General features: G+C 48.6%; 8 protein-coding genes. All 8 read right to left on the bottom strand.

Features of this window, described 5'->3' with window-relative positions:
• Positions 1 to 167: 167 nt before the first annotated feature.
• Positions 168 to 590, bottom strand: coding sequence for a type II toxin-antitoxin system VapC family toxin (locus HYT77_09465; GenBank protein MBI2068225.1), 423 nt, complete (start codon positions 588 to 590; stop codon positions 168 to 170).
• Positions 587 to 880: a type II toxin-antitoxin system prevent-host-death family antitoxin gene (locus tag HYT77_09460; GenBank protein ID MBI2068224.1), complete on the bottom strand. Its 294-nt coding sequence runs from the start codon at positions 878 to 880 to the stop codon at positions 587 to 589. The genes HYT77_09465 and HYT77_09460 overlap by 4 nt, the downstream gene beginning before the upstream one ends.
• Positions 881 to 945: 65 nt before the next feature.
• On the bottom strand, positions 946 to 2,199 hold the full coding sequence (gene proS / locus HYT77_09455; protein MBI2068223.1) for a proline--tRNA ligase: 1,254 nt from the start codon (positions 2,197 to 2,199) through the stop codon (positions 946 to 948).
• Between the two features lie 50 nt (positions 2,200 to 2,249).
• Entirely contained in the window at positions 2,250 to 3,512 is a 1,263-nt protein-coding gene (locus HYT77_09450) for a hypothetical protein (GenBank protein ID MBI2068222.1), read from the bottom strand.
• 65 nt (positions 3,513 to 3,577) lie between these two features.
• Positions 3,578 to 5,185, bottom strand: a complete 1,608-nt coding sequence (locus tag HYT77_09445) for a hypothetical protein (protein ID MBI2068221.1) — start codon at positions 5,183 to 5,185, stop codon at positions 3,578 to 3,580.
• 11 nt (positions 5,186 to 5,196) lie between these two features.
• Positions 5,197 to 6,399 (bottom strand): hypothetical protein, encoded by a 1,203-nt coding sequence (locus tag HYT77_09440; GenBank protein MBI2068220.1) that lies wholly within the window; start codon positions 6,397 to 6,399, stop codon positions 5,197 to 5,199.
• A gap of 176 nt (positions 6,400 to 6,575) precedes the next feature.
• Positions 6,576 to 7,478, bottom strand: coding sequence for a GTPase Era (gene era / locus HYT77_09435; protein ID MBI2068219.1), 903 nt, complete (start codon positions 7,476 to 7,478; stop codon positions 6,576 to 6,578).
• On the bottom strand, positions 7,462 to 8,175 hold the full coding sequence (rnc, locus tag HYT77_09430) for a ribonuclease III (GenBank protein MBI2068218.1): 714 nt from the start codon (positions 8,173 to 8,175) through the stop codon (positions 7,462 to 7,464). The genes era and rnc overlap by 17 nt, the downstream gene beginning before the upstream one ends.
• Position 8,176 lies beyond the last annotated feature (1 nt).

Raw genomic sequence — 8,176 nt, 5'->3', positions numbered from 1 at the left:
CAATTTTGTAAAAACTAACGATGGGAGAGAGAAGCCGAACTATCTTTTGGGCCTCTTTAAGAGAAGGAAGATCGAGCGCGACAATGAGGCGGTCATCTGTCATACCTCTGATTTATGGCTACAAATAACTTAAGGTCAATAAAGGATTTTTTTGAGAATTCTCCGGTCTATGGAAGAACCGTAAACCCCTCATCCAAGGCTGCTCTGCGAAGTCGGTCATCTAATGTTACGAGGACCGCCCCACGGCTTTGTTCTCGACACCAACGAAGGGCCGCTGCGAGCTGAAAGGCGTCGCCGGAACGAAGAGCGTGGAGAGAAATAACTTTAAGAGCCCTTTCGCGCAGATCGCGTGATGGAGTAACAAGGTCTATTTCTGCCATTAACTGATCAAATTCTTTCCTTGCCTGAGAAAAATCCTCTTCTTTTAAAACACCTTCTTTCTTGCGCCGGCAGAGGGCCGAGAAACATTCCACAGGTGTCCCCCACCACGAAATAATCGAGGAGTCCTCAATAATGAAACTTCGAACCTGATCGGCTCGAGGTTCATCCAGAACCAAAGGGATGAGCGCCGAAGAGTCCCAATACCTCACCGTCCCTCCCTCCGTTCCTCAAGAAGTGCTTTTAAAATAAGCCCCTCGGGATCCTTTATTTTTGGTTGTTGAAGAAAGTTACGTGGAACCCTGCCCGTCCTTCCTGGTTCGATAAGTCCTTCTCTAATGAGCCGTTGCCGCTCTGCACTGGTAGAACTGGCAACCGTAAAAGGGACAAGTTTCGCAATCGGATGTCCGCGATCGGTCACGATAATTTCTCCCCCCCTTTTTACCTTGGAGAGGTACTCACTCAAAGAGGCCTTTAACTTCGAAATAGCTGTTTTCACCATAGATGATGACCATTATGGTCACATTAATGAGTGCTGTCAAGTCACCTGTCTCGAATCGGTAGCACCTAAACAGAAATTTTCTCTTTTAGCAAAGAGACCGCTGCTTCCGTCTTGACGACAATGATCTCCCCCGTTTTGCGCGACTTAATCTCAACCTCTCCCTTGACAAGCCCCTTTTGGCCAACCTGCAGGCGCCATGGAATACCGATGAGATCGGCATCGTTAAATTTGACTCCGGGAGATTCATCACGATCATCATACAAAACTTGAACCGCCTGATCGGTCAGTTCTCGATAAAACTGTTCTGCCACCTCCTGCACCGCCGGATTTCCCTTGCCCAAAGAGATGATCTCGACGCTGTACGGCGCAATCGGAAGCGGCCAGATGATCCCTTTGTCATCATGATTCTGTTCAATCGCCGCAGCCGCAGTCCGCCCCACACCGATCCCATAACAGCCCATCTCAAAAAACTGTTCCTTCCCCGCCTCATCCAAAAATGTTGCCTTCATCGCCTTGGAGTATTTATTGCCCAAATAGAAGATATGCCCGACCTCAATACCGCGATAACTTGTTAACTCTTTTTTGCAAGAGGGACAGCACTTGTCGGATGAAACCTTCTCTTGGCTCGCCCCATAATCGCATGTTTCACAGGCAAAGATTTCATCTTCACCCGACCTTGCCAGGACATGAAATTCCTGGGAGAGGTTTCCACCAATAAGGCCGGAATCGGCCGTAACCGGTCGAAAGTTAAGGCCACATCGCTTGAAAATTTTTTTGTACGCCCCATTCATCCGTTCATAACTTTTTTTGGCCTCCACCTCATTCCGGTCAAAGCTGTAGGCATCTTTCATCAAAAATTCGCGCCCACGCATGAGTCCAAAACGAGGACGCACCTCATCCCTGAATTTTGTCTGGATCTGGTAGAGATTGACAGGAAGCTGCTTGTAGGAGCGAATCTCTTTTCTGACGATATCCGTAATAATCTCTTCGTGCGTCGGGCCTAAGCAAAATTCGCGTTCATGACGATCTTTCAAACGAAGCAGCTCTTTTCCGTATTCTCCCCAACGGGTTGACTCCTCCCACAGCTCCTTTGGCTGGACCATCGGCATCGAGACCTCTTCTGCCCCCGCCGCATTCATCTCCTCCCGAATAATTTGCGAGACTTTTTGGAGAACGTGAAGCCCCAGCGGAAGATAGTTGTAAATCCCGGCTGCGACCTTTCGAATCATTCCGGCACGCAGCATTAATTTATGGCTGATGACCTCCGCCTCCGCCGGCACCTCACGAAGTGTTGGAATAAAGGCCTGAGAGAGTCGCATGGAGAAGGTAAGTAGCTATTCCTCTTGCGGGATGCAAGAAGATTGGATGACTATAATCCCAAGATCTCCCTTAAATATTGGTGGTTAAAGGAATTCCACGGGGCGGGACACCGTTCAACCACCATCTCCTCTGAGGCCCCTAAATCAGTTCGATTACGTGGTACCGTATCACAGTCATCAAACAGAGAGGGGGTGCTGCCGGTCCATTGGTAGCTCAGGATCTCACGGGGGATATAGCGAACTGCCCCCAAAAAAGGGGGTTCATCAGGGGTATGCTCGCTAGGATAAAAGAGGGTCCCCCGGTTAGAAAACAACGGGCGACCTGCTACAAGACCTAATTGATGCCCTGCCTCATGAACAACCACCTTGCCAATATACCTACCAACATCTTCTACCCTCGTTTCAAAACTATCGTCGGGAGGGGTAGTTAACCAACCTGCAATCCCCCCTCTTTCCACCCCTGGGATGGTGAATAAAGCCCACTCCACCATGCTAGGAACATAGACAAAGGCAGGGGACGCCCCTTGAAACAGGCATCCCGTATCCTCATTGTAGTTTTCCTCCAGATATTCAGGAGAGAGCGCATCCAAGATTGCCGGATCAAGATTATCAAGACAATTATCATCAAGATAATCAACCGCGGCAACACCCCATGGATAAACCCTGCACCCCTCCGCATCAACCTCCCCTCCACAAGAAGAGATCGCGACTTCCCGTAACATAGGGCCCGGCTCCCCCCCCATCTCCGGCCTCCAAAGAATAATCCTCAAGCCATCAAAGTACTCCTCAGCAACCCTTTCAATCTCTATCATCCCTAGCTCTCCCAAGGCTAACGTCATAAAGGTTCTTTCCAGAAAATTATACCCCTCCCAATTGAGCGTCTCAGAAAAAAGCCTTATATAAGACTCACGAACCGCCTGGTTGTCATCATCCCATCGCGGATCCTGATAATCCCAATTAATGTAGAGGTATGTATCCTCCGCCGCTGTGAGATCGGGTCGTGACGTGATGAGCCGCGTCTCAGTTTGATAAATAGTAGGGGGCTCAAAAAGAAGCCGGTAGAGACCCGGTGATGGCATCTCAACCGTTTCATCAAAAACACCGCCTGTACTAGAAGAGGTGTCGCAAGGTTCGGAGGTTGTTCCTAGAGACTCATAGTCAGCGTAATTCTCACGATAATAAACAAAATCACATGGCATGGCCGTATTGGGTAAGGGAGGAGGAGAGGAGTCCCCTGTTGTAAAGTCAAGAAGGAGACCGTTCACCCTTTGAGAATCTTGGCGGGTTAAGGTGTCCACCAAAGATGGATTCACAAAACAGGTCATGGGACAACCAACGCAAAAAAACAAAAGGGCAAAGAGAAGATATTTTGACAAAATCACCTGGTCAAGCCTCCGGATCCTCGTCCAGACTGGCCTGGATAGGGGTTGGGCAAATTCATCGGTGGTGTCTGGCCAGCACCTTGAAGCAATTCCCCTACCTTTTTGATCCTGGGATCCCGTCCCGCATTGGCAACCTGGATCGCCTTCTCTTTTTGTCCCGCCTGCATAAATGCCATGATCGCGTGACTTTGGTGGTAAGATTTAGCGTCCTTTTTCAGGGCCAGTCTCATGATCACCTCATCCGTGCCAGGAAAATACTTTTTCAAGAGATGCATGATCTCCGGAACATTTTGTGGATGCCCCTTTTCGGCCCGATCGATCAACGCCTCTTTGAGACCCTCCGTCTGTGGGGATAACGTTTGTTTCCAAAGCTGCCTCTCAATAGCCGTGATGGCCCGCGCCATGACACGAAAACCGACCTCTCCTGGAAATGGCCAATCGGGGTGAGAATCCCCTTTTAAGAGAGAGACCAGAAGAGGACCGCTTCCCGGAAGATGCCCGAGGCAACCGGCATAATTCTCTGCCAAGACCTCATATTGATGATAATTTGGTGCCAAACTGGGGAAGAGAGAAGCTGCCAAATTCTGCAGTGAGGAGACCGAAGGGCGATACTGACCTACCAGATCCTTCATCAGAGAACACTCCCTCTGCACAAAGAGGGAATGTGACAATTGGTTAATGACCTCGATTGAAGAGACTTGTTTGGGATTCGCCTTAAAGAAATCAACCCCTTTTCGAACCGTCGCCGGATCGGTCATGCTCAAATAGTAGGTCGACTGCATCACAACGAATTCATTCTGACTGGCCAATTGTTGGAAAAGAAAATCTCCCTTCCCCGCACAAGGAGACTGCCCGATAAAAGAGAGTTCTGTCTCATTGATGACATTTTTGTGGGTTGCATTAAAATCCCCGTAAATGACCTGACAATAGGACTGCTCCTCCCCCTTAAATTGAGGGAGCTTTTCAATTGAGACTCGCAAGGCAGCCACTTCATCGGCCACAGAATCGAAGCTCAAGGTTTCTCTCAAGAGCTGTGGCGTCGGATTTAAGGCAAAGAGGGAGGCAATAAAGTAGGGACGCTTGGAGGCAAGAACCTTCGAGGCTAAGGCGGCGGAAGGATTCTTACGGTTCTTGATAAACGCCTGTAGAAGAGGTTTGTCAGACGGGAGGAGTGAGATCCCATCTAACGGATGACCACGCAAAATAACCCCTGTCTTTTTTTCCATTTTTGCGACCGATCCCCCTTTAGAAGGGGTCGCTGGTGTTTTCTTAAGAGAAGGCCCGCTCAAGAAAAGAAAGGGGGATTTGCGTCCCTCTAGTTTACATCGTTCCGGTTGCAGCAGATCCTCACAGACAAATTTTATTTTTTGACCCTTCTTCAGTCTCCCTTGAAGGACCTCCTGCACCATGACCTCCTGAATCATCATCCCCTTCTCCGGTTTTGATTCAAGAACCTTGGGGGAACTAAAGGAGACAATCTCCTTTCGATCTATCACCAAATGGTTCAGGAGGTGATGGCCGTATCCACACGCCTCGGCAGATTTCCAACATGGGATCAAGATGATGGTCATGAGTCCTAGAAGGGTAATTATGTTTTTTTTCATAGGCCCCCTATTTATTGGATAAAATCCAAATACTGCCAGTTAAATGTGTTAAAGCGACGTGGACAGCGTTCAATCAGGGTCTCATCAACCCTTTCTGGCCGAGGCACAGGATTACAATCATCAACCTGCTGCCCCACATAATTTCCCCACATCCGATAACTCATCACTTCGCCGGGAAAGGCTCGTACCGAACCAACAAAAGGCGGTTCATAAGGGGTATGATGTTCGCCATAACTTGGGGCATAATCATAGTCATAGGAGCCAAAAAGATAATTGGATTTGACCAAACCAAAGGAGTGCCCCAGTTCGTGTGCGAGGGTCACGGCCATGTTTCGGGCAATATCCCCCACGCGAACCTCCAGCCGATCTTCTGAAGAAAGATAGCCGCCTGGCGTATGCAGTTTTTTGAGACGATGCGACAAAACAGGAACGCGAATATGAACGGGAGATTCTTCCGCCCTATCATTCTTATAATCAACGCTTGAGTTGCCAGCAGAATAATTATTGTTGCACTGAGCAGTCCCAACATCCCCCGCGCCACAACAGGTCTCCTCATCAATCTCTCCCCCACAGGTCTCCATTTGAACGACCTGCACATCAGCTCCTGGAGTCTCACCCTCTCTTGAAAGGTTCCAAATATAGATTCTCAAATAATTGAAGTAGGATTGGAGGACTCTCTCGACTTCAAGTTTTACCAACTCCGCTCCAACAAGGCTTGAAGTGACCTCACTGGGATCTGACAGGGAGAGTGTCGAATCAATCGTATCCTGAAGGGAGTCATTCACGCCCCCCCCCCCTTCTTCATAATTCCAGTCCAGATAGACCCACTCATCGTCCTGGGCTTCCAAATCGGGGCGAGAGGTCACTAAATGAGTTCTGATGTCACCCACAGGAGAGAGAAAGCTTAAACGATAAAGGCCTGGTGACGAAAGTCCCAAATCAAGATCAAAGATTCCAACATCATTGGAGGTGGTATCACAAGATTCCTCTCCGACCCCCTCACTCAAGTAGTCTTGATAATCAGACCGATAGTAAGAGAGCGTACAAGGCATCGCATAGTTTGGCAAAACACCATTCAATCCTTCAAGTGAGTAGTCTAATAGAACCCCATTGACGCGAACAGAGTCGTCAGTCGTCAGATAATCATCGGTGAAGGGGTTTACAAAACAGGTCACCGGGCAACCGATTTGAATAAGCCCCAAGAAAAGCCCCAAAACTAATCTGATTTTTCTGGGAAGCCTCTTTGTAAACACGTTAGTTAGATCTATTCGTGCAAAAAATATTCCACTTTTTCTAAATCTAGATATATAAAATACAAACGATATTAGAGACTTACTGCGACGTTTACGAGACCCAAATTACCAAAATGATAAAATTATCAGATTGAGAATTAAAAATACCCCAGCTCCTTGAGCTTCCTCGGATCCTTTGTCCATCCCTCCTCAACCCGAACAAACAGCTCCAGAAAAACCTTTGTGCCGAGACGTTTCTCCATCTCCAGTCGTGCCTCCTGGCCGATTTTTTTGATCATCGATCCCCCCTTCCCAACGAGAATCCCCTTCTGGGAATCTTTCTCAACAACGATCGAGGCCCTGATCCGAACGACTTTTTTTACATCGGCCTCCTTGGGCTCTTCATAGGACTCAATCTCCACCGCCACGGAGTAAGGAACCTCTTCACGCGTCAAGAGTGTTACTTTTTCACGAATGACCTCCGAGGCAATAAAACGTTCGGACAGATCACTCACCTGATCTTCGGGATAATACGGAGGTCCCTCGGGCAGATACCTCAATATCTCTTGTTGCAAATTTTCAAGACCGTTTTCCTCAAGGGCGCAAAAAGGGACAACCGCCACCGGCTTCCAATCCTCATGATATCTGGAGATCAGCGGGAGCAGGGAATCTTTTGAGACCGTATCCACCTTGTTGATAATGAGAAGAACTGGCTTTCTCTTGTCAGAGAGCATCTCATAGATCCGCCGATCCTCTCCCAGAGTTCTTGGGGTCGGTTCGACGAGAAAAAGAAACAGGTCGACATCCTCAAGTACCGCTCGAGTGACCTGCATCATATATTCATTCAAGTTTTTGTGGGGACGATGAATCCCCGGTGTATCAATAAAAAGAAGCTGACCTTCCGGAAGCGTTCTGATGCCGAGAATCCGGTGACGTGTCGTTTGCGGCTTCTCCGTCACCGCAGCGATTTTCTGACCGACCAGAAGATTTAAGAGAGTTGATTTGCCAACGTTGGGACGACCAACAATTCCAATGTACCCTGACTTAAACACCCTCTTCAAAACGGTAGAGGGCCTCTTTAGCCGCCTTCTGTTCCGCCTCCTTCTTGCTTCTTCCAGACCCTTTCCCCATCAGTTGTTCACGAATATAAATCTCCACCTCAAAGGTCTTGCTGTGATCCGGGCCTATTTCCGAAACCAGTTTATATTTGGGAATGGACCGAAACAACGCCTGTGACTTTTCCTGAAGATCGGTCTTGTAGTCACGATAGAAACTCTCAACGGGCGACTGCTCCAACATTCGACCATAATGCTTCCGGATGACCAACGACGCCTTCTTGTATCCCCTGTCAAGGTAGATTGCCCCCAGAAGCGCCTCAAAGGCATCCGCCAAAAGGGACGGTTTTTCACGCCCGCTTGTCTGTTCTTCCCCACGCCCTAGATAAAGAAACTCACCCAGATTGAGGCCTCTGGCTATCTCCGTCAGCTGTTGTTCGTTTACAATGGCTGCGCGTAATTTGGAGAGGTCTCCCTCGGAGAACAAGGGGAACTTCTCCATCAAAAATTCACTGATCGCCAGCTCCAGGACGGCATCTCCCAGAAATTCAAGCCGTTCATTCTGCTGCTCACTCGGCAGACGGTTCTCATTCGCATAGGACTTGTGGGTCAGCGCCCTCTTGAGGAGGGCATCGCTCTTGAAAGAGTAACCCAAACTTTTCTCGATCACTTGCAATTTTTTCTTTTCCTCTTTGGAAATCATT

Source organism: Deltaproteobacteria bacterium (assembly GCA_016180855.1).
GTDB lineage: Bacteria > UBA10199 > UBA10199 > JACPAL01 > JACPAL01 > JACPAL01.
The sequence above is the reverse complement of the archived record's forward strand: the minus strand, read 5'-3'. Positions and strand labels throughout refer to the sequence as shown.

Coding starts and splice junctions, on each gene's coding strand:
- HYT77_09460 (MBI2068224.1), bottom strand. CDS start 880: ATGGTGAAAACAGCTATTTCGAAGTTAAAGGCCTCTTTGAGTGAGTAC.
- proS (MBI2068223.1), bottom strand. CDS start 2,199: ATGCGACTCTCTCAGGCCTTTATTCCAACACTTCGTGAGGTGCCGGCG.
- HYT77_09445 (MBI2068221.1), bottom strand. CDS start 5,185: ATGAAAAAAAACATAATTACCCTTCTAGGACTCATGACCATCATCTTG.
- rnc (MBI2068218.1), bottom strand. CDS start 8,175: ATGATTTCCAAAGAGGAAAAGAAAAAATTGCAAGTGATCGAGAAAAGT.